The organism is Collinsella sp. TF11-5AC, assembly GCF_003436775.1.
Taxonomy (GTDB): Bacteria; Actinomycetota; Coriobacteriia; order Coriobacteriales; family Coriobacteriaceae; genus Collinsella.
Map to the genome: position 1 here is coordinate 34,990 of NZ_QSQO01000012.1, position 24,517 is coordinate 59,506.

Sequence of the window (24,517 nt, forward strand, 5' to 3'; positions counted from 1 at the left end):
AAATGGGCTGGTTCTGGATACCCAGAGCCGGCCCACTGCGCATTAGATGTCGTCTGAGGAGTCGAGTTCTGCCTCGAGCTTGGCACGGCGTCTTTTCGCCGTGAAAAACGTTGCACACAGGACAGCAAACGTGGCCGCGAAAATCGTCGCACCGCAGAACACGCCCGTGGCCAGGTTCGCCAACCAAAAGACGCTTTCGAGCGGTACGATCTGCGCCTCAGCGACACAGCGCATTGCGGCAATAACAAGCGCGAACGCGGCGCTTATGGAAACCATGTTCGCCATCGCCATGTGGACATAACAATTTCGATTCGCTATTCAAACTTACTCGGACAGAACCGACTCGGTTTTATCCGAGTAAACTCGAGCATAAACTTGTTCATGCGATACAATTAACTCGGACAAAACCGAGTCGGAAGGAACCGAGTAAGTGGAATTCATTGGCAGGGAGCTTGAACTCGCCCGTATTAAGAAAACACTCAATGCGCCCGAGCAGCGCAATGTTCTCATTTACGGAAGGCGTCGCGTCGGCAAAAGTGAGCTCATCAAGCAGGCGCTAACCGATTTATCGGACGTCGCAACGATCTATTACGAGTGCCGCCAAACCTCCGAGGCAGACAACCTCGAGAGTCTGTCCGCCCTTGCTGCTGAAGCGCTAAGCTTTCCTCCGCTCGCCTTCACGGGTATCCGCGAGCTCATCGAATTTCTGTTTGCCCAAGCCAAAGACAAGAACATTACCCTCGTTCTCGACGAATACCCCTACTTGAGAGATGCGGTTAAAGGCTTAGACAGCATTCTCCAGACCTCAATCGACGCTCACAGGGAAGACTCACGTTTAAACATTGTCCTGTGCGGCTCCTATGTTGAGATTATGAAATCTCTCATCGAGCATGAAAGCCCCCTCTACGGGCGAATTGATCTCGCGCTTGAGCTTAAGCCCATGGATTACTTTGACGCTGCAAAGTTCTATCCCGCGTTCTCACCCGAGGACAAGGTGCGGCTCTATAGCGTTTTTGGCGGCATCCCCTTTTACAATCGCCTCATCGATCAGTCCCAAAGCGTACGCGACAATATCATCGAGCTCGTCACAGAACCTGGCGCCCGCTTAGAAAGCGAAGTACCGTCCTATCTCAACGCCGAGATCTCGAAGATGACCAACGCCAACGAAGTTTTCGGGGCTCTCGCACAAGGTTACTCCCGTTGGGGGGACGTGCTGGCACAGTCGCACGTCTCGAGCGGTCCGGCCATGGCAGACGTACTCGACAAGCTCATGTCACTCGAAATCGTCCAAAAGCGTGCACCCATCAACGACCCTACGAATAAGCGCAAGTCTGGCTACTTTGTGGTGGACCCACTTTCGCTCTTTTACTATCGCTACGTCTTCCGCAATGCTTCTGCGCGTCAGCTGCTCGACCCGGAAGTCTTCTATGATCGTCACGTCTCCCAAGACTTCGAGGAAAACTACACCCCACATATGTTCGAGGAGATCTGCCGTCAATACCTCGTACGGCAAAACAGGACTGGCAAGATCGAACCGGCTTTCGATGCCATAGGCAAGTACTGGTACGACGATCCCGCAAACAAAACGAGCGGCGAATTCGATGTGGTAACGCAAGACCCCGAGGGCTACGCATTCTACGAAGCAAAGTTCCGCAAATCCCCCGTCACGCAAAAAATGGTCGACGAGGAAATCACCCAAGTCGAGGCAACGGGGCTCAAGTGCCATCGCTACGGATTCTTCTCCCGTTCGGGCTTCGAAGCAGACGAAAGCGATCGAACCGTCTTCATCGACCTGCCGCAGATGTTTGAATAGGACAGACCCCACCCGCATCCCAAGCATCCATTATCTAATCGAACTATTGTTCGATGGAATTCGTGTTGGTTGGAATCGCCCAAGGCCTGGGCTATGCTACCTTGACTATCTATATGACTTAAACGCAGCAAAGGAGCACCGAGAGAGCGAGTATGGCAAAAAACACCGCAAACTATGGTAACGACAGTATCCGCCAGCTCAAGGACGAGGAGCGCGTACGCCTGCGCCCCGCCGTCATCTTTGGCTCGGACGGACTCGATGGCTGCGCGCATGCTGCCTTCGAGATCCTGTCCAACGCCGTTGACGAGGCACGCCAGGGCTACGGCAAGCTCATCACCCTTACCGCCTTTCGCGATGGTTCCATTCAGGTAGAGGACAACGGCCGCGGCTGCCCGCTCGACTGGAACCCCTCCGAGAAGCGCTTTAACTGGGAACTCGTCTTCTGCGAGCTCTACGCCGGCGGCAAGTACAACAACAACCAGGGCGGCGACTATGACTTCTCGCTCGGCACCAACGGCCTGGGCTCCTGCGCGACCCAGTACGCTTCCGAGTACATGGACGTCACGGTTTGGCGTGACGGTAACAAGTACTCCCTGCACTTTAAGAAGGGCAAGGTCGTCGGCGCAAAAAAGAAGGCTCTCGAGATTGAGCCCAGCGATGAGGACCGTACCGGCACCACCATCAAGTGGCGCCCCGATCTTGAGGTCTTTACCTCGATCAGCATTCCCCACGACTGGTATCGCGAGACTATGCGCCGCCAGGCCGTGGTCAACGCCAGCGTGACCTTCCGCCTGCGCATCGAAGGCGACGACGGCGAATTCTCCGAAGAGGACTTTTGCTACCCCAAGGGCATCGAGGACTACGTGCTCGAGAAGGTCGGTGCCGACTACCTCACCGAGCCCTTCTTTATCGAGGCTGACCGTCGCGGTCGCGACCGCGAGGACCTGCCCGACTACAACGTCAAGATTACCGCATGCATGTGCTTCTCGCGCACCTTCATGATGCAGGAATACTACCACAACTCCTCCTGGCTCGAGAACGGTGGCTCGCCGGAGAAAGCGGCTCGTAGCGCTCTGACCAGCGCCATCGATGCCTACATCAAGCAACAGGGCAAGTACAACAAAAACGAGAGTGGCATCAAATGGCAGGACGTCCAGGACTGCCTGGTTCTGGTGACCAACTGCTTCTCCACCCAGACGTCCTACGAAAACCAGACCAAGAAGGCCATCAACAACCGCTTTATCCAGCAGGCCATGACTGCCTTCTTTAAGGAGCGCCTCTCGACCTACTTGATCGAGAACAAGGACGCCGCCAATAAGATCATGGAGCAGGTGCTCATCAACAAGCGCTCGCGCGAGAATGCCGAAAAGACGCGCCAGAGCATCAAGACCAACCTGCAGCAGAAGACCGACATGGCCAACCGCGTGCAAAAGTTCATCGATTGTCGCTCCAAGGACAAGGACCGTCGCGAGATCTACATCGTAGAGGGCGACTCGGCAGCAGGCGCCATTCGCACCTCGCGCGATGCCGAGTTCCAGGGCGTTATGCCCGTCCGAGGCAAGATCCTCAACTGCCTGAAAGAGGACTACCCGCGCATCTTTAAGTCCGACATCATCATGGACCTCATGCGCGTGCTGGGCTGCGGCGTGGAGATCAAAGACAAGCGCATCAAGAACCTTGGTGCCTTTGACCTGGACAACCTCAACTGGAACAAGGTCATCATCTGTACGGACGCCGACGTCGACGGCTACCACATCCGCACGCTCGTGCTCACCATGCTCTACCGCCTGGTGCCCACACTTATCGACGAGGGCTACGTGTATATCGCCGAGTCGCCGCTCTACGAGATCAACTGCAAAGAGAAGACCTACTTTGCCTACACCGAGCTCGAGAAGAACGGCATCCTCAAGGAGATCGGCGACCAGAAGTGCTCCATCAACCGCTCCAAGGGTCTTGGTGAGAACGATCCGGACATGATGTGGCTCACCACCATGAACCCCGAGACGCGCCGTCTGATCAAGGTGGAGCCCGAGGACGTCACCAAGATGGAAACCATGTTTAACCTGTTGCTGGGCAACGACGAGGTGGGCCGCAAGCGTCACATCTCCGAGCACGGCAAGGAGTACCTGGACCAGCTGGACCTGCAGTAGCAGCAAATCGATAACGACGGCCCACAAGAAGTTCAAGAGGAAATCGTGGCAAAGAAGAAGACGAAAACACAGCCAAAGAAGAAGCAGGTCAACGCCGAGAACGTCATCGGCCTGCACTCCGAGGTCACCGATCAGCCGATCACGCAGACGCTCGAGGTCAACTACATGCCCTACGCCATGAGCGTCAACGTCTCGCGTGCATTCCCCGAGATCGACGGCTTTAAGCCCTCGCATCGCAAGCTGCTCTACACCATGTACAAGATGGGTCTGCTCAAGGGCGAGCGCCAGAAGAGCGCCAACATCGTGGGCCAGACCATGAAGCTCAACCCGCACGGCGATGCCGCGATCTACGAGACGATGGTGCGCCTGGCGACGGGCAACGAGGCGCTGCTTGCCCCCTTCGTGGAGTCGAAGGGCAACTTTGGCAAGTACTATTCGGGCGACCTGAGCTACGCCGCCTCGCGTTATACCGAGGCCAAGCTCTCCCCCATCAGTGCCGAGATCTTCAAGGACATCGACAAGGACCCGGTCGACTTCGTCGACAGCTACGACGGCGCCATGAAGGAACCGCGTCTGCTGCCCACCACGTTCCCCAACATCCTCGTCTCGGCCAACAAGGGCATCGGCGTCGCCATGGCTTCTGACATCTGCGGTTTCAACCTCAACGAGGTCTGCACCGCCACGATGCACTACCTCAAGGATCCCGACTGCGACCTGCTCGAGTACATGCCCATGCCCGACTTCTCGACCGGCGGCGAGATTATCTACCGCCGCGAGGAGATGGAGAAGATCGTCGAGACCGGCCTTGGCAGCTTCCAGATCCGCTCCCGCTGGCGCTGGATTCCCGAAGAGCGCATCATCGAGGTCTACGAGATCCCCTACACCACCAAGACCGATGTCATCATCGAGCGCATCGTCAAGCTCTCCAAAGAAGGCAAGGTCAAAGAGATCGCCGACATCCGCGACGAGACCGACCTTTCGGGTCTGCGCATCGCCATCGACCTTAAGCGCGGTGTCGACCCCGATAAGCTCATGGCCAAACTCTATCGCTCAACCACGCTGCAGGATTCGTTCTCGTGCAACTTCAACGTGCTGGTCGATGGTTACCCTCGCGTTATGGGCGTGCGCCAGATCTTGCACGAGTGGGTCAAGTGGCGTATTGAGTCCACGCGTCGCCGCATTAACTTTGACCTGGGCAAAAAGTCCGAGCGCCTGCATCTGCTGCACGGCCTTGAGGCGATTCTGCTCGATATCGACAAGGCCATCGCCATCATCCGCGGCACCAAGCTCGAGGCCGAGGTCGTGCCCAACCTCATGCGCGGCTTCGACATCGACGAAACCCAGGCCGAGTTTGTCGCCGAGCTCAAGCTCCGCAACATCAACGAGGAGTACATCCTCAACCGCACCAAGGACATTGCCAAGCTCGAGGGTGAGATCGCCGAACTCGAGGAGATCCTTTCGAGCGAGAACAATATCAAGAAGGTCATCAGCGACGAGCTGGCCGCGGTCAACAAGAAGTATGTGATGCCGCGCCGCACGGGCAGGATCGAACCCCACGAGGTCGTCGAGGTGAGCCTGGAGCCCGAGGTCGAGGAGTACCCGGTGACCATCATGCTCTCGCGCGATGGCTACCTTAAGAAGATGACGGACCGCGTGCTCAAGAAGGCCGCTACGCTCAAGTACAAGGACGGCGACAAACCCTTTATCGAGTTCCCGTCCTCCAACACCCACGAGCTGCTGGTCTTTACCAACAAGAGCCAGGTGTACAAGTGCAAGGTCGCGGCGTTTGAGGACACCAAGTCGGCCCAGCTGGGCTCGTACTTGCCGACCGATCTTGAGATGGAGCCCGACGAGAGTGTCATCTGGGTCATCGACCCCGAGGACTACAAGGCCGACGCTCTGTTTGTCTTTGAGAACGGCCGCGTGGTGCGTGTCGCGCTTGCCGGATACGTTACCAAGACCAACCGCAAGCGCCTCAAGAACGCCATCTACGGTGGCAGCAAGCTGCTGTATGCCCAGGTGCTCAAGGAAGATCGCGACATCGCGTTGGTCTCGAGCGACTATCGTTTGATGAACTTCAACACGTCGCTGCTCAAGACCAAGACGACCACCAACACGCAGGGCGTCCAGGCCTTTACGACCAAGAAGGGCCGCTCGGTCACCACCGTCGGCACGACCGAGGAGATTCTTGGCGCCGGCGTCTCAGCCGAGAAGTTCACCGCGCAGAGCCTTCCCTCTGCCGGTGCCCTCATGAAAGAAAACGACATGCCGAGTTTGTTTGACTAGGTACCACGGCAACGAGATCGTTAGATACTTCGCAAAGCGACGAGGCCCGGAACGCAACGGCATTGCGCCCGGGACTCGTCGTTTTTCTTCTCAACTATTTTTTAACGCAGATAAATTGATTTCTGCTTATTTTTCTGCGTAAAAAATGTCAGCGTCACTACTTCGATGCCCTTTGGTCAGTCGTTAGCAAAACTTGCAAAAGTTAGCAAAACTTGCAAAAATTAGCAAAACCTTCAAAGGAGCTACCATGGAGTACAGCAAGAACCCCTTTACCCCAACATTTGGAAGCGTCCCTCCCTTTCTAGCGGGTCGCGAGCATATCCTGCGCGACATCAACCGTGGCTTTATCAACGGCCCAGGAGATCCCAACCTGTCGACCATTTTTACTGGCGCAAGGGGAACGGGCAAGACGGCACTTCTCTCGCTCCTTTCAGAAACGGCGCTTGAACACGACTGGATCGCAGCAAATGTCTCCGCCATGCCAGGCATGCTCGAAGATATTATCGAGCGAACCAAAGAAGCCGCAGATAGCTACCTCTCACAGCCTCACGCGCGCATAAACGGTGTTCAAATTGGCCCAGTGGCCATCGATTGGACATACGCTCAAGAGGCTCAGGGCAACTGGCGCACGCGCATGAATGGCATCTTTAAGCAACTCGAAAAACATGACATCGGACTTCTCATCACCATCGATGAAGTCACCGTCGATCTCGAAGAAATGCTTCAATTTGCCTCTGTTTACCAGCACTTTGTACGCGAAGGTAAAAAAGTTGCCCTACTCATGGCAGGACTGCCCTACAAAGTATCGGCGTTGCTACGTAACGATTCCGTCTCGTTCCTCAGACGCTCCCAGTATCATCAGCTGGGACGAATCACTGATGTTGAGATTGCAAATGCATTTCGTAAAACCATTGAAGCAGGAGGACGCTCAATCACGCCAGAAGCGCTCGAGGATGCCGTGAAGGCCGTCGACGGATTTCCCTACATGATGCAGCTCGTCGGATATCGCACTTGGGATGTTTCGGAAAACTCGCCCCAAATCAGTACATCCGATGTCCAGCAGGGTTCTCTGCTTGCCCGTATGGAGCTGCGCGATCGTATTCTCGAAACGACCTATCAGGAGCTTTCCGATAAAGACATTGAGTTTTTGCTCGCGATGCTGCCCGATTCTGGCCCCAGCAGGGTCTCGGAGATAGCCAAACGCATGGGCGTCGCCAGCAACTACGCAAGCCAATACAAACGCCGCCTCCTCGAGGACGGCGTTATCGGGGAACGTGGACGTGGCCTCGTCGGCTTCGACATCCCCGCGTTCAGGGAATTCTTGAACGAGAAGGCGTTTTAGCACACCGGAATTGTCCGCGGGAGCATCGTTGCATGGCAATCAGCAATCCTCTTGGTAAGGGCAGCAAGCATTTCCGCTTGTGCTGATTGCCATGCGCTCCTCTTGTCCTTAGGCGAGCTTGCGGGCGAGCTCGCGCACCTCTTCCAACTTGGGCGAGGAGGCCATGCTGTCGCGCTCGGTCATGCCGCTAATGGTGACAATGCCCTGGTCCTCCCACTTGCAGTACGCGCAGGTTGACTTGTACATAGCGATCGCCGCATCATAGACACCCTCGCTGTGGCTATCGAGCAAAAGGGCCGTCTTGGTGAACGGGAAACCCATGGCACCGAAGGCGTACAGGCGGTCGATGGCGGTCTTTTCCTGCGCAGTGATATCAAACCAGTAGATAGGCGAAGCGAAGACAACCATGTCGGTGTCTTTCAGCGACTCAATCACGTTGGCCATGTCATCCTTCTGCACGCAGACGCCCTCATGGGCGAAGCAGTACTGGCATCCCAAGCAGCCGGCGATCTTCTTGCTGGCAACGCGGATGACCTCGACCGTATGGCCGCCCTCACGCGCGGTCTCGGCAAACGCCTCGACCATGGTATCGGTATTGGCGCCCTTACGCGGGCTGCCGCTCAATACAACGATATTCATAGGATTCCCTCTCCTTCATGCTGCAGGCGCGCAGCATTTTTTCTTGTAACCAAAACAAATGGGGTTAATCAATCGCCAGCAGGCCATATCTCTTGCTCAAGTTCCCTAAAGAAGCTCAAGGCGATTGCGATTGCCTTATACAACATCGAAAACCAAAGAGGGGCCATAGCAACGTCGCCTGCCTGAAATGGCACGCTGTCAAGATCAACTACGGGGATCGTGGCGAGTCGATACCGCCCGCATGCCTCCTTCGGAATAGGCACTGAGCAGCTCCTGGGCGTGAGCGAACTCGGGTCCCCGCCTCCAACCAAGTAGGCGGTTGACCGCGAGATTTCCCTGGACGTTGTGGACGAAGAGCAGATAGGCGTCCTCGCGCGAAAGCCCAGTCTCCTCCATGATCGAGGGAACCATCTGCTCGGCGCCGCGCTCGACGACGCGCTGTGCCACCCGGGCGTACGCGTCGTCATCCGAGTAGAGCAGATAATAGTCATCGTTTGCCGGCGGACGCTGGCAGAGGGCACCCGCCTCCGTTCCCTCGAGCGGCGGCACCGCCGCCAAGGCCTCGTCGATAAGCGCGTCGAGCAGGGCGAACTTGTCCTCGTAGTGCAGATAGAACGTGCCACGGTTGATATCGGCGCGGCGGCAGATATCCGCTACCGTCATCTTCGCGAAGCCGACCCCGGCCAGCAGCGCGAAGAACGCCTCCCGTATGACCGAGAGTGTATAGCGTCGGCGACGATCGATCTTCCCCGCTTCCATTACCCCTCCAATTGCAACGCTCGACAATGCCCGGCAAACGCTCGTTTATCGACAGCAGGCCGAAGCTGTTCATTGCTCTTAAGCAAATCGACATGGATACTTTTTATAGACACCTGTTTATAATAGCTGAAAGAAGGTATCCAGTGACCCTGTACGAGCAGCTCGTTATCGAGCTCACCAACCGATCGTTTTCCCTTCATGCCGCCTACCGCAGCGGCAGCACGCCCTATGAGCTGAGTGACCGCGAGCCCGAGCCCTACGACCAGCAAATCGAGGACTTCGCCCGTATGATCGAAGAAGCCGATTGCGTGCTGGTGGGCGGGGCCTCCGGGCTCTCCGCGGCGGGCGGCGGCGACTTCTACTACGAGGACAACGCGACCTATCGCAAGCATTTCGGCAAATTCGCCGAGCGTTACGGTTTCAAGGGCGCTTTCGAGGGGTCGTTCTACCGCTGGCCCACCGCCGAGGCGCGCTGGGGATACCTCGCCACCTTCCTCGACACCACGCTCAACGCCCCGCTGCGCAAGCCCTACAAGGACCTCGACGCCATTCTCGCCGAGAAGGATTTCTTCGTGCTCACCACCAACCAGGACACGCAGTTTGTGAAGCTCTATCCCTGGGAGAAAGTGGCAGAGATCCAAGGCGACCACCGCTTCTTTCAGTGCTCCCGCTGTTGCACCGACGCGGTGTGGGATGCGGTCGAGCCGGTCTCCAACATGGTAGAGGCCATGGGAGACGGCCTTGAGGTTCCGACAGAGCTCGTGCCGCGCTGCCCGCACTGCGGGGCAGAGGCGTTCCCCTGGGTTCGCGGCTACGGCAACTTCCTGCAGGGTGAACTCTACGAGGAGCAGTACCGCAAGGTGTCCGAATGGCTCGACGCGCACGCACGGCAGAGGATCCTCTTCCTCGAGCTGGGTGTGGGCCGCATGACGCCCGCGTTTATCCAGGAGCCGTTCTGGGCCCTAACGGCGCAGTTACCGCAGGCCAGCTACATCGCCGTAAACAACAAGACGCAGTTTCTCCCCCGCGCGATCGAGGATCGGGGGCTCGCCGTTCGCGCCGACATCGCCGACGTGCTTGCCGACGTGCGCAAGACGCTGGGGAGGTAGCGCATGGAGACGGCGAAAGCAGTTCGCATAGGCAGGGCGCTAGCCGAAGCGGATCTTGTCATCATCGGCGCTAGCAACGGACTCGACATGGCGGAGGGGCTCAACCTTTTCTGCGCCGATGCTCATTTCCAAGAGGCGTACGGGGACCTCGCCCAGGCAGACGGCATCGGCTGCATACTGCAGGGGCTCGCTTCCCCGGATGCCAGCGTGCGACGCCGATGGGCCGAGCGGTTCCATCAAAAGGAGTATCTCGAATATGAGCCCGGCTCGCTCATGAACGGGCTGCGGCGTCTTACGGAGCACGCCGACACCTTCGTGGTCACATGCAACATCGACGGGCACTTCGCGCGCGCCGGGTTCGACGAGGAGCGCGTGCTCGAGACTGAGGGGAGCACGCGCACGTCGGTTGACGAGCGGTGCCTCGCCCATCCAGACGCCCTCGCCATGACCCAGCTCGACGAGCTCGCGCGTCTTGTGCAAGCCCATCGCAACGGCAGGGTCACCATCCTCGAACTTGGCGTGGGACTGCACAACGGCGTCATAAAGCGCATGCTCGCCCAGATCGCGAACGCCTGCGAGCACGCCACCTACATCGTGTTCAACTACGGCCAGGCCATGGCGCCCGACGCTTCGTGCGAGACGATTCTCGTTGACGGCGATATGGCCCCGGCTTTCGAGGAGATCGCCCGATGCCACCCCTAGAAAGAGAAGCGCGTAGGCTTCGAAGCCTTATCGACGATGCCGACGCCATCATCGTCGGCATCGGCTCGGGCATGTCGAGCGCCGCCGGGTTCAACCATTACAACCGCGCGGGCATGGCGCGCGCAGGAATGGCGGACTGGCAGCAAGCCTTTGGCTTCAAGAGCCTTTTCGACGGCTTCTACCACCTCTACCCCAGCCTCGAGCAGCAATGGGCATACTATGCGCGATACATCGACTTCATGCTGCGCGAGCTGGCCTCGCAGCCCTATCTCGACCTACGGTCCCTCATCGGCCATAAGGACTACTTCATCCTGAGCACCAATGTAGACACCCAAGTCGAGAAGACGTTTCCCGCCGAGAGGATCTGCAACTATCAGGGAAGCTTCGCGCACCTTCAATGCAAGCAGCCATGCTGCGACGAGCTCTTCGATGCGAGCCCCTACGTCGAGCGCATGCTCGCGGGCATGGCGGGGTTCGAGATCCGCAGCGAGGATGTCCCCCGATGCCCGAACTGCGGCTGGCAGCTTGTGCCGTGGGTGCGCGACGACACGTTTCTGCAGGGTGCGGCATGGCGCGAGAGCCTCGGACGATACGAGCGCTTCGTGCGCGAGCGCGGTAGTAGCAGCAGCATGCTGTTGCTGGAGCTCGGCGTGGGCGAGATGACCCCCGGCATCATCACGCTCCCGTTCTGGAGCATGGCCGCGAAGCTGCCGGATGCGCACCTGCTGAGCGTGAACATCTCGAGCGGCTCCGCTCCGTTGCAACTTGGAAGCAAGGCGGAGGCGATCCAGGCCGATTTGGGCGCCCTGCTCTCGGTGGCGCGGGCAGGTGGCGAGTAACGCGGAGCGGTAGACGCGCAATGAGGTTTTAGCCGCAGCCTCCGAACGAGAGGGCTCGGAGGCTGGTATTCCTGAATCGCAGGTCACGATGGGTTATCGGAATCGTGAAGAGCGGATACCGCCAGTAAGCCCCCTTCGGAATAGGCGTTGAGCAGCTCCTGGGCATGGGCGAACTCGGGGCCTCGTCGATAAGCGCATCGAGCAGCGCGTACTTATCCTCGTAGTGCAGATAGAACGTGCCACGGTTGATATCGGCGCGGCGGCAGATATCCGCTACCGTCATCTTCGCGAAGCCGACCTCGGCCAGCAGCGCGAAGAACGCCTCCTGTATGACCGAGAGGGTGTAGCGCCGCCGGCGGTCGATCTTGGTTTCTCCCATCGCCTCTCCAATCTGAGTCGTTTGACAATGTCCAGTAGCTGTTCGTTTATCGACAGGTGCACGCGTTTGTTCATTGCCCCTGCGAAAATCAACAAGGATACTGTTTATAGACACCTGTTTTTTATAGCTGAAAGGGAGCACGGATGACCCTGTGCGAGAAGCTCGGCATCGGGCTTGTCAGCCGATCGTTTTCCCATCGGGCCGTCTATCGAAACGGCGGCACGTCATACGATTTGAGCGATTGCGAGCCTGCTGCTTGCAAGCAAGATATCCAGGCTTTTGCCCGCAAGGTGGGGAAGGCTGATTGCGTGTTTACGGGAGAGGCAGGTAGGCAGGCGTTATGAGCATCTGCATCAAAAATCAGATTCAGAATATGAATATCGTCATCGGCTGCACGGTGGGGTGTCCATATTGCTATGCCCGTAACAATGTGAAACGTTGGCATATGATTGACGACTTCGCTGATCCTGCGTTCTTCCCGAGCAAGCTCAAGATGATGGAAAAGAAACGCCCGCAGAACTTTCTCCTTACCGGCATGAGCGATCTCTCCGGGTGGAAGCTGGAATGGCAAGACGAGGTATTTGCAAAGATCCATGAGAATCCACAGCATCAGTTCCTGTTCCTGACCAAGAGACCCGATTTGCTGGATTTAGATACCGACCTGGAAAACGCATGGTTCGGCGTTACGGTGACGAGGAAAGCGGAGCTGTGGCGTATCGACGCCCTTCGGAAAAACGTCAAAGCAAATCACTTCAGCCGCTATTCGACGATCCCGGTACGGTCGACCTTTCCGGAATCAACTGGATCGTCGTCGGTACCATGACCGGGGCGCAGAGCAGGAAGGTTCATACGGAACCGGAGTGGGCATGGTCTTTGACGGACCAGGCGCACGCGCTTGGCATTCCAATGTTTATGAAGGAAGACCTCGTCTCTGTCATAGGGGACGAAAACATGATTCAGGAATTGCCGGAAGAATTCGAAAGAGTGCTGGAGGTGCAGAGAACATGGCGGAAGTGATCGATGGAATCCTCATCAATGAGGTGGAAGCAAAGAACATCATGACCAAGTCCAGCCTGCCGGTAGGCGGCTACTCGGTCAATCCCTATGTAGGCTGCACGCATGCCTGCAAGTATTGCTATGCCTCCTTTATGAAGCGCTTTACCGGACACAAGGAGGAATGGGGCACCTTTCTTGATGTGAAGCATTGGCCGGAAATCAAGAATCCGAAGAAATACGCTGGACAGCGGGTGGTTATCGGTTCTGTGACGGATGGCTACAATCCACAGGAGGAGCGATTCGGGAATACCAGGAAACTCCTGGAGCAGCTGATTGGCAGCGATGCAGATATTCTGATCTGCACAAAGTCCGATCTTGTGGTACGGGATATCGATCTGCTGAAGAGGCTTGGACGAGTGACCGTTTCATGGTCGATCAACACGCTGGATGAGAACTTCAAGAACGATATGGACTCCGCGTCGAGCATCGAGCGTCGTATCGCTGCTATGAAGCAGGTGTATGACGAAGGTATCCGTACGGTCTGCTTCGTGTCCCCGGTATTTCCCGGCATCACGGATTTTGAGATGATTTTTGAGCGAGTAAAGGATCGGTGCGATTTGTTTTGGCTCGAAAATCTCAATCTTCGGGGTGGTTTCAAAAAAGCGATCCTGGATTATATCGCCGAGAAACATCCCAATCTCGTACCGCTTTACGATGAGATCTATAACAAGCGCAACCGTAGCTATTTTGAAGCGCTTGAAGTAAAAGCCGAGGAAATGGCCAAGAAGTACGATTGCCCCTTTGTGGACAACGAAATGCCTTATGGCAGAGTCCCCCAGGGGCATCCGGTGATCGTGGACTACTTCTATCACGAGGAAGTCCGAGGGTCAGATAATAGCGGAAAAAGAAATCGTTAAACGGAAACCGACGACGATTCGCTCGAGCGATTAGCGTCCACGCGTGGCTTCTGCCGATTGGCGCAACGGGCGACAGATTAAGGGATCGCTCGGGCGGATGATCCCGCTGCAGTACAGGCGGTCGCTCAATTTAGCGGCATGAGCGTTTTCGCACGGAAAACCAGTATCTTGTACCGTGGGTGCGCGACGACACGTTTCTGCAGGGTGCGACATGGCGCGAGAGCCTCGGACGATACGAGCGCTTCGTGCACGAGCGCGGAGCTGGCCGCGTGCTGCTGCTGGAGCTTGGCGTGGGCGAGATGACCCCCGGCATCATCACGCTCCCGTTCTGGAGCATGGCCGCAAAGCTGCCGGATGCGCATCTGTTGAGCGTAAACATCTCGGGCGACTCAGCCCCCTTGCAGCTCGGAAGCAAGGCGGAGGCAATCCAGGCCGATTTGGGCGCACTGCTCTCGGCGGCGCGGGTGGGCGACGGTGCTTAAGCCTCTTTGTTAGTCGCTTTGAGATAATCCTCGTCGTTCACAGGCTCCAACCACTCGTTGGAGGTCTCCTCGCCCGGAACCTCCAGCGCGAGATGGGAGAACCAGCCGTCGGGCGCGGCTCCGTGTCAATGCTTCACCCCCGGGGCGATGTTGACCACATCGCCCGGGCGCAGCTCCTGTGCCGGCTTTCCCCATTCCTGGTAAAACCCTCGACCAGTCACAGCATGCCGGCAGCGAGGTCAATGCGCATTCGCTCATGCTACAATCCAACCACCAGAGATGAAAACACAGTCCCCGTCGGGTAGTCGTGGGCGTGCGGGAGTCCGCATCAGTAACCTGCCTCCTTGGTTGTCCCTTCTCTGCATGGTCATCTACATAAAGGAGGAACCAACCATGCAGATCAGCGTGTCATCCACCCTGACCGTATATCATGACGGCCAATTCTGGGTCGGGCTGGCGGAGCATGTCGAGGACGGCAGATACGGCGCCGCCCGCATCGTCTTCGGCGCGGAACCGTCCGATGAGGAAATCCTGCAATTCGTTACAAGCAAATGGGCGAAGCTCGCGTTCTTCGGTGACGAGGCCACGGAAACAAGCAAGCCCGCGAAGAATCCCAAGCGACGCGCTCGCGAGGCAGCGAAAGCCCTTAAGCGGCCCGCGGTGAGCACCAAGGCACAACAGGCGCTCGCAGCACAGCGGGAAGCGATGAAGCGGGAGTCGGCTCAAGCAAGAAGCCAGCGTCGCGCGGATGAGGTGGAGGCGCGCTTCGAGCAGCGAAAGCTGAAGCGCAAGCAGAAGCATCGCGGGCATTGATCGCCATGTGCAGCAAGGCAAACCATATACAGCAGTGGGGCCAGTTCCACTTGAAGCCGACGCCGCGTAGACGCTAATGGTGACGGCTATGCACGGGCACGGGCGAGCCACTGCACTTCACAGCTTGTTTCTCAAGTATTTGGGACGCACACGCGGCGTTCAAAAATGCGGAGCGACTCCACATGGCTCGAGACTGAGCCGAAGTGCCCTACTTCTCGCCCTCCAGCAGCCCCACGATACGGTCGATGTCGACGGCGAAGTGGGGCCTTCCCTCGCGCTCGTAGCGGTCGAGGTACGCCTGGCACTCGGAGACAATGCGCTTGGTGTTGCCGTCGATGATGCGCTGGAGCGTCTCGTAGTAGGCCGAGCCCTCGGTCCTGAAGCGGCGCTGGTAGGACTTGGTTATGGGGAACATCTTGATGTAGTGGATGCCGTGGCGACAGCCGGGGCTCGTCGTGGGGCGGGGTGGCAACGCAAAGTACTGGTCTTTGGGCACGTTGGGGGCGATGTTGGAATGCAGCGGCACGGCGAAGTCCCTGCGCTTCCCGCGGAAACGCAGCCTCACCACCACGATGCAGGGGAGATTGTGCTTAAGCATGAGCTCGCGGTCGCCCTCGACGAGGTCGAAGAAGTCCTGGGAGATGGATACGATCTTCATCGGTTGCGCCCCCTCATACGAAGCGGGGCCCGCATCGCTGCAGGCCCCTACAGGTGGGCAATATTCTACGCCTTGCGGCACCCCGTCGCCCACGGAGGTTAAACGTACACGTAAGCCGTACTCTGAAAGCCGCGGCTTCCAGCAAGTAGTTTATGCCACGAAAGGTCGCTTTCAACGCGCATAGCTCGCAAAATAACACTCGCTGGGCCGTCACCCCTGGCCGTTACCCTCCAATCTTCATTGGAGTCAGCAGGTCAATTCATATAGTTATGGGGGGTATCCTAAAGGAAATCAAATTTATACCCCCATAACTAAGGATTTTTCTATTCCCACTCAATGACTAGGGCCCTGGTGTAATTGGCTGGACCACCGTTCCGGGAACCGGTATCGACCTACCTGTCCGCCGAGCTCTTTCTTCAGCTCCAGCCTAGTATCTGATTCGCGCCGTTATAAGCGAAAACCGAAGAGATGCGTCTTAGCCAAGAAAAGAAGGTTAGCCTCATCTTACTGCATGATTCGTGTGTTATAGTTAGACTGCTCTAACTGTTTGGGGGCGACAGCCATGCACGAACGCGAGGGTTTCTGGGACAAGAACGCCGGTCGGTATGACCGTTTCATGCGAAACGACCGGGCGGCGTATGAGAAGATGTATGGGGTGATCCGGCCGGTGGTGAAAGCAAAGACCGTGCTGGAGGTTGCCACCGGCACGGGGCTTATCGCAAAGAGCGTCGTGGATGCGGCGGCGCGCATCGAGGCTACGGACGCCTCTGCAAAGATGATCCTTGAAGCAAAGCGGGACAATCAATCCGCAAAGCTGCACTTTTCCGTGCAAGATATGTTCCGCCTGCCCTATGCACGGAAGTCCTTCGAAGTGGTGATCGTGTCCAACGCGCTTCACATAGTGCCGCATCCGGAAAAGGCCCTGCAAGAAATCAGGCGGGTGCTGAAGGACGACGGCGTGCTCATCGCGCCAACCTTCACCCACGCGGGGAACTCGGTTTCCGGCAAGGCAAAAGCCTTTTTCATGAGTATGGCGGGATTCCCCCTCCACAGCAGGTGGACAAGCGAGGAATACCTACGTTTCCTGCGTCAAAACGGCTGGGCGGTGCAGAGAAGCGCGGTGCTGAAGGCCTCGTTCCCGTTGACCTATGCGGAATGCACGAAATCGGAGGGGCCAGATGTCGTTCTTTGAAAACACCCGCAAGCCCGTGGGCCTCGGCGGAAAACTTATGGTTGCCATGATGAACCTGGGGCACAGCCCTGTGGCGCGGTGGGGACTTCGATTTCTACGACTTGCGCCAAATGCCAAGGTGCTGGATTGCGGCTGCGGCGGCGGGGCGAACATAAAACGGCTGCTGAAAAAATGCCCGCATGGCGTCGTCAAGGGCGTCGACTATTCGCCCGTCAGCGTGGAGAAGACTAGAAAGCTCAACCGAATTGCAATTCAGGAGGGGCGTTGCGCCGTTCTGCAAGGCAGTGTGGCGGATATGGTGTTTGAGGATAGCTACTTCGATGCCGCCACGGCCTTTGAGACCGTCTATTTTTGGCCTGATTTGCCCCGATGCTTCCGTGAGGTCTGGCGGACGCTGAAGCCAGGCGGGACAATTCTCATCTGCAACGAGAGCAATGGCGATACGGACAAGGACGAGAGGTGGACGCAGATCATCGGCGGCATGACCATCTACAAGGACATTGAATTAAAGGCGTATCTGGAGCAGGCGGGTTTTCACGAGGTGCAGATACGCAAAAAGAAAAAGTGGCTCTGCGTCACGGCGCGGAAGTAAGGGCATCAAGCACGGGCATTTTTGCATCCATCCTGCACATGAGTTAGGCATGCCGGTCATAGCGGCTGTGCTGGCGGCAATTATGACAGTTTTTATTCACTGAGGAAGAAACCTATGAAATGTAAAATTGAGAAAAACACCGTGCAGGAGACGCTGATCCTCCCGCTGTATTCCCGGAAGCTGTGTACGGAGTTGTACCCGACCCTTTACAGGGATGAAACAGCGGTTCGTCTGCTCGGCCAGATCGACTACGACTTTTCAGAGGCAGAGAAAAACTCCCGCAGCCTGATGCAGCGCTTTGGTGCGCTGGAGGTGGCCATGCGACAGGGTGATCTTGCTTTCGAGGTGCAGGATTACCTGAAAGACCACCCCAATGCGGCGGTGGTCAATCTGGGCTGCGGGCTGGACAACACCGGCAGAACCTGCGACAACGGTAGATGCAAGATCTACAATCTGGACTTCCCGGATGTGATTGCCTTGCGGCAGCAGCTGCTGCCCGCCGGGGATCGAGAACAAAATATCCCCTGCGACCTGAAAGACGCCGCATGGTTTGGCAAAATCGATGCCTCCGGCGGGGCGGTGTTCTTTGCCTCCGGAGTGTTCTATTACTTTCTGACCCAGCAGGTCCGGGAGCTGGTGCGGGGGATGGCGGACGCTTTCCCCGGCGGTGTGCTGGTCTTTGATGCTGCCAATCGGACGGCAGTAAAGATGATCGCAAAAACATGGCTTAAGACTGCAAAAATCAAGGATGTGGGGGCATATTTTGCGGTTTCGGATGCCGCCAAGGAAATCGGCACGTGGAACAGCCGTCTGCAGGTCACAAGTCGCGGCTATATGCTGGGTTACAACGATTTGAGAGACCCTTCTGTCAGCAGCTTTTTCCGGTTTCTCGCAAGGGTCGGTGACAACGGGATGAAAATGCAAATCGTGAAAATTGGATTTTAAAAGGCAAAAATGAAGCCCATTCACTTTGACGTTGAAGAAGACGGCTTTTACGGCACATATTGGGCGTGCAAGGACACACATACAGCAGCGGACACGGATTCGATTGAAACCGTGTCCGCTATCTAATACTATATTATTTTATCGAACGTATGTTCTATTCCCACTCGATGGCGTCGGTTCTGCCGTCCCGTCACTCCAGTTATACCCAGTTTTCGGCATCGACACGGAACGCGTGCCGCCGAATGACGCGATGTCGCGTTTCGTCGGCTTCGGGGACAAAAGCTGGGACAACCTCAAAAACTTTTTTCAAACTCAGGGCTTTGAGTTTTTGTTTTTGTCCCAAAGTGCGCGGCGGGTCGCCTTTGGAGGCTCGATGGCGCCGAAAACGCCCGTTTTGAAACTCAACCGCCCTTTTGCCCGCAAGCCGCCAGCTGCAATCGCAAGTGAATTAACGCGGGTGGCTTGCGCGCCATTTGCAAAACCCCAGGTCGCAGGTCTTCGCCATTCGTGAACAAAGTGAGTAGTCTCAGGTGGCTTGCTTATGAGTTGGCGAACGGGCCTTCAGGATTCAGGGCAAACATGCTGGTAGAATAGGATTCTCAAATCAATGACAGGAGACCGAGCATGGCCGAACCCCACGATAGGAAGCCGATCCTCACGATCGAGCAGCAGATAGAGCACCTCAAGCAGAAGGGCGTAGCCTTCGAACTGTGTTCCGAGGAAGAGGCCGCGGACTACCTGCGCGACAAGTGCAACTTCTTCAAGCTCGCATCCTACCGCAAACTCTTCTCGAAATACGAGGGAGGCCCGCGCGACGGCCGCTACGTAGACCTCGACTTCGGCCAGCTGCGCCTGCTCGCGGCGCTCGACCAGGAGCTGCGCCACGCCCTGCTCGGCATGACGCTCGACATCGAGCATTTCCAGAAGGTGACACTGCTTCGCGAGATGGAGGACCGTGGAGAGGACGGCTACGCCATCGTGGCCGACTACATGGCATCGCTTACCACTGCAAACAGGGAGTACCGCCTGCGCGAGCTCAAGATGAGCGGCCGCAGCCCCTACAGCTCGAGCCTCTACGCGAAGTACTCCGGCGACATGCCTGCCTGGGCCTTCCTTGAGCTCACCTCGTTCGGCACCCTCATCGACTTCGTGCGCTTCTGCGCCAGGCGATGGGGCGACAGGCGCCTCGAGGCCTCCCACTACGACCTCAAGCGCGTGAAGTCCGTCCGCAACTGCGCCGCGCACGGCTCGTGCCTGATCAACTGCTTCGCCGAGAGGGGCGCCGCCCGGGGCTCGGCGTCCAGCGGCGTCTCCCGAAGGGTCGCCGCCGTGGGGATTCCCAAGGCGACCAGGAGGAAGTGGATGGGGAATACGGCCATGCAGGAGGTCGCGACCGTGCTCGTGGCGCACTCCGGCTTGGTACCCGAGGGCTCCTCGCGCTCGCGCGCCGCATCCGAGCTCGCCGAGATGTTCGCCAGGGCCGACGGCGAAACCGAGGCGCTGCCCGACAAGGGGCCCGACGCCGCAGCTCGCTCCGCGCTCGAGTTCCTTCGCAGGTTGACAGAATCGCTCGGGTTGGTAGAATAGCCTGCAGATAGCAAAACCTTCACGGTTTTAGGGGCGGACTTGCGCAAGCGACTCTGCCCTATTTTTATATTCACTCGCTATAGGAGACGGATGATACCTGGGTCAATGACAGAACTGAGAAGCCCGGAATAATGGAGCCAGTTAGAAACCCTCGGGTTTGCGGGGCGGGATCGTGAGAGCGATTCTGCCCTATTTTTTCCTCCGTCTGCCCCAACCAAGTAGTTCGAAGATAGCCTGTAGGTGTCCTCGTGGGCGCCTTTTATTTTCAGGGAATCGGCCGCTTCATGAACGAGCGACCGGCTTGACCTAGATCGAACCGCCTTCATCTCCGTCTAGGCGCCGGCAATCAACATCGTGAATCCGCGCGTGCTACAATGCGGGCACCAGAGATGAAAACACAGTCCCCGTCGGGTAGTCGTGGGCGTGCGGGAGTCCGCATCAGTAACCTGCCTCCTTGGTTGTCCCTTCTCTGCATGGTCATCTACATAAAGGAGGAACCAGCCATGCAGATCAGCGTGTCGTCCACCCTGACCGTATATCACGACGGCCAATTCTGGGTCGGGCTGGCGGAGCACGTCGAGGACGGCAGATACGGCGCCGCCCGCATCGTCTTCGGCGCAGAACCGTCCAATGAGGAGATCCTGCGATTCGTTGTCAGCAAATGGGCGAAGCTCTCGTTCTTCTGCCACGGTCCGGCCGAGGCGAGCAAGCCCGCGAAGAACCCCAAGCGACGCGCCCGCGAGGCGGCGAAAGCCCTCAAGCAGCCGGCGATGAGCACCAAGGCGCAGCAGGCGCTCGCGAATCAGCGGGAGACGATGAAGCGGAAATCGGCTCAAGCAAGAAGCCAGCGTCGCGCGGATGAGGCGGAGGCGCGCTTCGAGCAGCGAAAACTGAAGCGCAAACAGAAGCATCGCGGTCATTGATACCACCATCAACCCATATATAGCAGCAGGCGTAGCTTCGATTGAAACTACGCCTGCCACCTGGTGCTATAACGTTATACAGAACGTATGTTCTATACCCACTCGATGACTAACCCAGTCCGAGCACTACCGATGCGTGTCGCGTCATACCGCCTAAGAGCTGATTCGTTCAGAAAAGGTTCAGGGGGATCGTCGAGTTTATTGCACCCTCGCGTTTTACAAAAGAGAGTACAAGGCCCTTTAGCTCGAATTATTGCATTTAGAACCCCGCCGCTCATCCATCCTAGCTTGCCCAAACAGCCCTCCCGCGATGTCCATGTTCCAACGGATGGGTACCATTTATCCGGGTGCACCTGGGGCAACGGGCCAGCAGGCCCGCGCAAGGTCGCTCGCATAACACGCAACATCAAACACGACAGAAGAGGCGAACGACAGATGCCGGACCCCGGACGACAGCACCGCGGAAGACGAGCATTCCGACCACAACCGAACAACTCCAGCTACTAGGCAGGCGCCCGCATGGGCGCCTTTTACTTTTCAGGGACATAGCTGCGGGCTAAGGCACGCGGCTCATGGCCGTTTCGTGAAGGCACGACCAGCTCGACCCATCTCGACCCGTCTCCGCTCCCGCCGTGCTCACCAATCGACATCAGGCGGTTCAATCGTCGCGCAGACGAAAAGGGACACGGTGCCGTGCGGTGTGCTCGCGCGGTGCCGCACGGGAAGATTGGAGGAACCATGGCACACACAGCCGAATGCGCCGCGCCCGAGGGAAGCCAAGATCGCGACGAATGGATGACGGTAATCGAGATGCAAGAGTACATGAGGGCGAGCCGAAACAAGGCATACGACCTCATCTGGTCGGGAGAGATCGACTCGTACAGGCTCGGAAGGAAGCTCCTGGTGTCGAGGGCGTCAGTGGACGCCTACATCGAGTCGAGGAGCGGCAGGAAATGACGGCGGCGACCGCCCCAGGAGCCGCCCGCGGCCGGGCACGCGAGGGAGCCTCGAGACGAAAGGAGCTCGAGGACGACCATGACCAAGAGCATTAGCAGGAGCCAGGTGAGGCTCATCGCATCGACCAACGCGATATTCGGCGCCGACGAGGCGTGCGCGATGCTGCGCATCAGCCGCGACGCCATGTACCGGCTCGCCAAGGACCCCGACGACCCGTTCCCGATCCGCTACATCGGCGGCAAGACTCGCGACGGCATCGTGCTGCACGACGAGCTCGTCGCATGGGTCGAGCGCAACAGCGTCGTCGGCTCGCCCAGAAGGGGCTAGCGCCGATGGCGGCCACAGGCCCGAAGGGGCGCGACGGCCCCTCCCCGCGCGAGTTCACGACGGTACGGCACTTCATGATGGCGGACCTGGGCCTCTCCGGCCTTCCCCTGCTCGTCTACGCGCGCATCTTCGGCTTCTGCGACGCCGGGTGCGGCTACTTCGAGAGCAAGGGCGGCCTGGCCCGCTTCCTCAACGTGCAGGAGCGCAGCGTCCACCGCGCCATCCGCGACCTGCTCGACCGGGGCCTCATCGAGGAGTGCGGCGTGCACGCCCCGGCACGCGGGCACGCCACCAAGCGGTACCGCATCGTGCGCGAGAGGCTGCCGCCCGGAGCGCTGGCAACCCCTGACGGTTCGTCAGGGTTCCCGGCGCGAAAGGGTGACGAAATGACAGGGTTCGCCGCGAACAAGGGTGACGAACCGTCAGGGTTCTCAGCCCGAACCCCTGACGAGATGACAGGGAAACCCCTGACGATTTGCCACCCAATAAGCAAAAGGGACAACAAGGACTTCAGAAGATAAGGAAGGGGCGCCCGATGGACCGAGCGGGACTCATCACCCTGGAGCAGGCCCGGGCGGCCGGGCTCTCCTTCGACGAGCCGGAGCCGAGGGCGTGCACGCACTGCGGCGCCGCCCTCGATCCGCTCGGCGCGGCGCTGGCGGGCAGGGTCGCCTGGATCTCCGCCGCCCCCTGCCCGTGCGAGGGCGCGGCTCGCGAGCGGGAGGCCGAGGCGCGAAGGCGCGCGGCCCTCGCCGCCAAGGAGGAGGCCGCCCGCCGGGAGAAGGCGCTCTCGCGCGCGGGCATCCCCAGGCGCTACCGGGCCGCCGAGGCCGACCGCCCCGAGTTCGCCGAGTACATCGCCTCGTTCGCGGGCAACGGGGGCGCCGGGCTCTACATACACGGGGGCGTCGGCGCCGGCAAGACGCACGCCGCCTCCGCCATGGCCAGGCTGTTCGCCGAGGCCGGCTACGACGTCGCCTTCACGACGGCCAAGGGCATGCTCGAGCGCGTGAAGGCCACGTTCGACGAGGGCGGCACCGAGGCCGCCGTCGCGCGGTACGCCAAGTGCGACGTCCTCGTGCTCGACGACCTCGGCAAGGAGGACGCGACGGAATGGTCCGTCGGCACCGTGTTCAGCGTGCTCGACGCGCGCTACGAGGACATGCGCCCGACCATCGTCACGTCGAACTACGCGCCGGGCGCGCTGGCGGACAGGCTCGCGAGGCGCGGCGAGCGCGTAACGGCAGAGGCGATCGCGAGCAGGATCTCCCAGACCTGCAGGCCCGTCTACCTGGGCGGAAGGGACAGGCGCCGGCTCGGCTAGCTTGTGCGCTTCCCGTGGAGGCGCGGACGGCTCGACCCAGCTCGACCCATCGCGGGCGGCCCCGGTCGCCGTCGCAATCGAAATCGCTATACACGTCTTGGGCGGCGCCGACGCGCCAGCACGCACGCCTGCTCCGACTCGCACCGTGCCCCCATCGCGAGGACGCCGCCCGCCAAGCAACAAACGAAAGGCGGAGGGCCCATGGACGGCTTCGAGAGGATAACCGGCCGCGAGCACGACGGGCTCGTGGAGAAGTGCCAGGAGAACGGCTGGCTCAAGGTCGGCGGCTTCGACTGGCAGGACGACCCGTTCCTCGAGGAGTACCCCTACGAGTTCTCCCGCACGGACAGCGTCGACAGGCTCCGCGAGGCGCTCGGCTCGGGCAACTGGGCCATACGCCAGGGGTTCTGCTACCGCGACCTCGCGTTCATCCAGCAGGTGAACGGCGGCGACGAGTGGTGGACGCTCAAGCGCGACGGCGACGCGTGGACCGGCTTCGAGAGCTGGAGCTTCGGCGCCATCGCCCAGGAGCCCGAGCGGTTCGAGCGCGCCATGCGCGACATGTGCGAGGCGACGCCGGAGCAGTGCCGCAGCGGCGAGTGGGCCCATCTGCACGAGAAGGCTCCCGAGCCGCTGGCGCAGCGCGCCGCGTCCGCCCGCGAGGCGAGCCGCGCGCACGCCGGGCAGGAAGCCCGCGCCCCAATGGCGCGCGAGAGGGCCGTCGGGGCCGAATAGGGACGACCGGGGCGCGAAGGCGCCCCTTTTCATCTCGACTGGAAGGGAGGC

The 24,517-nt window shown here is 58.9% G+C and carries 27 protein-coding genes and 1 pseudogene; 23 read left to right on the forward strand and 5 right to left on the reverse strand.

Annotation, left to right across the window (positions count from 1 at the left end):
- Positions 1-42 precede the first annotated feature (42 nt).
- Positions 43-285 (reverse strand): hypothetical protein, encoded by a 243-nt coding sequence (locus tag DXD16_RS06600; protein WP_147326462.1) that lies wholly within the window; start codon positions 283-285, stop codon positions 43-45.
- Between the two features lie 145 nt (positions 286-430).
- Between DXD16_RS06600 and DXD16_RS06605 the strand changes: the two genes are divergently transcribed.
- From DXD16_RS06605 to DXD16_RS06620, 4 genes are all read left to right on the forward strand, one after another.
- Positions 431-1,813 carry an ATP-binding protein gene (locus DXD16_RS06605; protein ID WP_117655545.1) on the forward strand — a complete coding sequence of 461 codons (1,383 nt, stop codon included), beginning with the start codon at positions 431-433 and terminating at the stop codon, positions 1,811-1,813.
- 152 nt (positions 1,814-1,965) lie between these two features.
- On the forward strand, positions 1,966-3,963 hold the full coding sequence (locus DXD16_RS06610; protein ID WP_117655546.1) for a type IIA DNA topoisomerase subunit B: 1,998 nt from the start codon (positions 1,966-1,968) through the stop codon (positions 3,961-3,963).
- A 45-nt stretch (positions 3,964-4,008) separates the two neighbouring features.
- The gene (locus DXD16_RS06615; protein WP_117655547.1) at positions 4,009-6,249 is read left to right on the forward strand and encodes a DNA gyrase subunit A; all 2,241 of its coding nucleotides are present in this window, start codon (positions 4,009-4,011) and stop codon (positions 6,247-6,249) included.
- A 247-nt stretch (positions 6,250-6,496) separates the two neighbouring features.
- Entirely contained in the window at positions 6,497-7,591 is a 1,095-nt protein-coding gene (locus tag DXD16_RS06620; RefSeq protein WP_117655548.1) for an ATP-binding protein, read from the forward strand.
- 108 nt (positions 7,592-7,699) lie between these two features.
- Here DXD16_RS06620 and DXD16_RS06625 read toward each other — a convergent pair whose 3' ends face one another.
- Complete coding sequence (locus tag DXD16_RS06625; protein ID WP_117655549.1) at positions 7,700-8,230, reverse strand: flavodoxin family protein; 531 nt, start codon at positions 8,228-8,230, stop codon at positions 7,700-7,702.
- Between the two features lie 204 nt (positions 8,231-8,434).
- Positions 8,435-8,989, reverse strand: a complete 555-nt coding sequence (locus tag DXD16_RS06630; protein WP_117655550.1) for a TetR/AcrR family transcriptional regulator — start codon at positions 8,987-8,989, stop codon at positions 8,435-8,437.
- A 143-nt stretch (positions 8,990-9,132) separates the two neighbouring features.
- On the opposite strand from DXD16_RS06630, the gene DXD16_RS06635 reads away from it, so the two are divergent.
- From DXD16_RS06635 to DXD16_RS06645, 3 genes are read left to right on the forward strand one after another with little or no spacing between them, the layout of a single operon-like run.
- Entirely contained in the window at positions 9,133-10,098 is a 966-nt protein-coding gene (locus tag DXD16_RS06635) for a hypothetical protein (RefSeq protein ID WP_199408145.1), read from the forward strand.
- Positions 10,099-10,101: 3 nt separating this feature from the next.
- A complete protein-coding gene (locus tag DXD16_RS06640; protein WP_117655551.1) occupies positions 10,102-10,800 on the forward strand; it encodes a hypothetical protein in 699 nt (232 codons plus the stop codon).
- Positions 10,788-11,639: an NAD-dependent protein deacetylase, SIR2 family gene (locus tag DXD16_RS06645; protein ID WP_117655552.1), complete on the forward strand. Its 852-nt coding sequence runs from the start codon at positions 10,788-10,790 to the stop codon at positions 11,637-11,639. The genes DXD16_RS06640 and DXD16_RS06645 overlap by 13 nt, the downstream gene beginning before the upstream one ends.
- A gap of 28 nt (positions 11,640-11,667) precedes the next feature.
- Here the strand turns inward: DXD16_RS06645 and DXD16_RS06650 are convergent, their stop codons facing one another.
- Positions 11,668-12,018 carry a TetR/AcrR family transcriptional regulator gene (locus DXD16_RS06650; RefSeq protein ID WP_117655553.1) on the reverse strand — a complete coding sequence of 117 codons (351 nt, stop codon included), beginning with the start codon at positions 12,016-12,018 and terminating at the stop codon, positions 11,668-11,670.
- 143 nt (positions 12,019-12,161) lie between these two features.
- On the opposite strand from DXD16_RS06650, the gene DXD16_RS06655 reads away from it, so the two are divergent.
- The 5 genes and pseudogenes from DXD16_RS06655 to DXD16_RS06680 all read left to right on the forward strand — a co-directional run bounded on the left by DXD16_RS06655 (position 12,162) and on the right by DXD16_RS06680 (position 15,226).
- A complete protein-coding gene (locus DXD16_RS06655; RefSeq protein ID WP_117655554.1) occupies positions 12,162-12,362 on the forward strand; it encodes a hypothetical protein in 201 nt (66 codons plus the stop codon).
- Positions 12,359-13,035, forward strand: a pseudogene (locus tag DXD16_RS10530) (radical SAM mobile pair protein A). The gene DXD16_RS06655 and the pseudogene DXD16_RS10530 overlap by 4 nt, the downstream one beginning before the upstream one ends.
- Positions 13,023-13,931, forward strand: a complete 909-nt coding sequence (locus DXD16_RS06665) for a radical SAM mobile pair protein B (RefSeq protein WP_055252675.1) — start codon at positions 13,023-13,025, stop codon at positions 13,929-13,931. Before DXD16_RS10530 ends, DXD16_RS06665 begins: the two are co-directional and overlap by 13 nt.
- Positions 13,932-14,176: 245 nt before the next feature.
- Positions 14,177-14,413: a hypothetical protein gene (locus DXD16_RS06670; RefSeq protein ID WP_147326463.1), complete on the forward strand. Its 237-nt coding sequence runs from the start codon at positions 14,177-14,179 to the stop codon at positions 14,411-14,413.
- A gap of 393 nt (positions 14,414-14,806) precedes the next feature.
- Positions 14,807-15,226, forward strand: a complete 420-nt coding sequence (locus DXD16_RS06680; protein WP_117655556.1) for a YjdF family protein — start codon at positions 14,807-14,809, stop codon at positions 15,224-15,226.
- A 208-nt stretch (positions 15,227-15,434) separates the two neighbouring features.
- Here DXD16_RS06680 and DXD16_RS06685 read toward each other — a convergent pair whose 3' ends face one another.
- A complete protein-coding gene (locus tag DXD16_RS06685) occupies positions 15,435-15,884 on the reverse strand; it encodes a hypothetical protein (RefSeq protein WP_117655557.1) in 450 nt (149 codons plus the stop codon).
- A 562-nt stretch (positions 15,885-16,446) separates the two neighbouring features.
- Here DXD16_RS06685 and DXD16_RS06690 point away from each other — a divergent pair.
- The 11 genes from DXD16_RS06690 to DXD16_RS06740 all read left to right on the forward strand — a co-directional run bounded on the left by DXD16_RS06690 (position 16,447) and on the right by DXD16_RS06740 (position 24,466).
- The gene (locus tag DXD16_RS06690; RefSeq protein ID WP_117655558.1) at positions 16,447-17,076 is read left to right on the forward strand and encodes a class I SAM-dependent methyltransferase; all 630 of its coding nucleotides are present in this window, start codon (positions 16,447-16,449) and stop codon (positions 17,074-17,076) included.
- Positions 17,063-17,668, forward strand: coding sequence for a class I SAM-dependent methyltransferase (locus DXD16_RS06695; RefSeq protein WP_117655559.1), 606 nt, complete (start codon positions 17,063-17,065; stop codon positions 17,666-17,668). Before DXD16_RS06690 ends, DXD16_RS06695 begins: the two co-directional genes overlap by 14 nt.
- 114 nt (positions 17,669-17,782) lie before the next feature.
- Positions 17,783-18,613, forward strand: a complete 831-nt coding sequence (locus tag DXD16_RS06700) for a class I SAM-dependent methyltransferase (RefSeq protein ID WP_117655560.1) — start codon at positions 17,783-17,785, stop codon at positions 18,611-18,613.
- 232 nt (positions 18,614-18,845) lie between these two features.
- Complete coding sequence (locus tag DXD16_RS10210; RefSeq protein WP_129583900.1) at positions 18,846-19,124, forward strand: hypothetical protein; 279 nt, start codon at positions 18,846-18,848, stop codon at positions 19,122-19,124.
- A gap of 113 nt (positions 19,125-19,237) precedes the next feature.
- Positions 19,238-20,200, forward strand: coding sequence for an Abi family protein (locus tag DXD16_RS06705; RefSeq protein ID WP_075844146.1), 963 nt, complete (start codon positions 19,238-19,240; stop codon positions 20,198-20,200).
- Positions 20,201-20,703: 503 nt separating this feature from the next.
- Positions 20,704-21,123: a YjdF family protein gene (locus DXD16_RS06710; RefSeq protein WP_042433139.1), complete on the forward strand. Its 420-nt coding sequence runs from the start codon at positions 20,704-20,706 to the stop codon at positions 21,121-21,123.
- A 738-nt stretch (positions 21,124-21,861) separates the two neighbouring features.
- Positions 21,862-22,080 carry a helix-turn-helix domain-containing protein gene (locus DXD16_RS06715; RefSeq protein ID WP_075844147.1) on the forward strand — a complete coding sequence of 73 codons (219 nt, stop codon included), beginning with the start codon at positions 21,862-21,864 and terminating at the stop codon, positions 22,078-22,080.
- Positions 22,081-22,158: 78 nt separating this feature from the next.
- Positions 22,159-22,407, forward strand: a complete 249-nt coding sequence (locus tag DXD16_RS06725; RefSeq protein WP_042433145.1) for an AlpA family transcriptional regulator — start codon at positions 22,159-22,161, stop codon at positions 22,405-22,407.
- Positions 22,408-22,412: 5 nt separating this feature from the next.
- Positions 22,413-22,928, forward strand: a complete 516-nt coding sequence (locus DXD16_RS06730; RefSeq protein ID WP_117655561.1) for a hypothetical protein — start codon at positions 22,413-22,415, stop codon at positions 22,926-22,928.
- A gap of 14 nt (positions 22,929-22,942) precedes the next feature.
- Positions 22,943-23,731 carry an ATP-binding protein gene (locus tag DXD16_RS06735; RefSeq protein ID WP_117655562.1) on the forward strand — a complete coding sequence of 263 codons (789 nt, stop codon included), beginning with the start codon at positions 22,943-22,945 and terminating at the stop codon, positions 23,729-23,731.
- Positions 23,732-23,932: 201 nt separating this feature from the next.
- Positions 23,933-24,466, forward strand: a complete 534-nt coding sequence (locus DXD16_RS06740) for a hypothetical protein (RefSeq protein WP_033500213.1) — start codon at positions 23,933-23,935, stop codon at positions 24,464-24,466.
- The last annotated feature ends 51 nt before the right edge of the window (positions 24,467-24,517 follow it).